This is a genomic window from Vibrio sp. 378 (assembly GCF_033339435.1).
This window is the reverse complement of record NZ_JAWOUO010000227.1, coordinates 1-945: the sequence shown is the minus strand read 5'-3', so window position 1 is coordinate 945 and position 945 is coordinate 1. Positions and strand designations below refer to the sequence as shown.

The following is a 945-nucleotide window of genomic DNA, read 5'->3' as shown; positions in this document are numbered from 1 at the left end:
GTTAGCGTTGATTCAAAGCCAAGATCAAGCACAAGCCGTTGAAGAGATTGTTATTCGCAAGCCAACGATGTTGGTGTTTGCTGGCGACCATGGTGTTGCGAAAGAAGGCATTAGCATCGCACCGAGTGAAGTTACCCAGCAAATGGTTGCAAACTTCCTTGCTGGAGGTGCGGCAATTAACTGCTTTTGCGATGTAAACCAAATCGAATTCAAAGTGATTGACTGCGGTATGCTTGCGCCAATCGAAGTCATGGTTCCTGAGTTTAAATCTCATCCGAATTTAATTGAGCAGCGTTTAGGAAATGGCACTGCCAATTTTTCAAAGCAAGCGGCGATGTCTTCTGAACAAGTAGCGCTTGGTTTGGAATATGGTGCAAGAGTGGCGCAAAGCACCATCTATTCAGGATCTAACTTACTGATGTTTGGCGAGATGGGCATTGGAAATACCAGCTCGGCTTCCGCATTATTGGCGGCACTCAGCCCGCTTGAGGTAAACCACTGTGTTGGTCTTGGTACGGGCATCAACTCAGAGCAGTTGAGCCGAAAGTTAAAGTTGGTTGCTCAAGGGGTAAGTCGTTGTCGAGGTCTAGACGCCAAAGCCGTATTATCGCAAGTTGGTGGATTTGAAATCGTACAGATGGTTGGGGCGTTCCTTGAGGCGAAGCGTTTGAAAACGCCAGTGCTTGTCGATGGTTTTATTGTCTCTGTCGCGGCGTATGTTGCCACGTTACTAGACGAAGAAACACGTGACTACATGCTGTTTGCACATCGTTCAGAAGAAAACGGACACAAGTTTGTGTTGGAGTCATTAAAAGCCGAACCTTTGCTGGATTTAGGGCTCCGCCTCGGTGAAGGAACACGTGCTGCGTTGGCATTGCCGCTATTGAAAGCCGCTGCGCAGTGCTATAATAAAATCGCCAGTTTTTACAGAGCGGGACTAACGAT

The 945-nt window shown here is 47.6% G+C and carries 1 protein-coding gene; it reads left to right on the top strand.

The genetic code is table 11. The annotated features are described in order from the left end of the window. On the top strand, positions 1-945 hold a 945-nt coding region (gene cobT, locus R7Q48_RS25345), incomplete at both ends, for a nicotinate-nucleotide--dimethylbenzimidazole phosphoribosyltransferase (protein ID WP_318132906.1).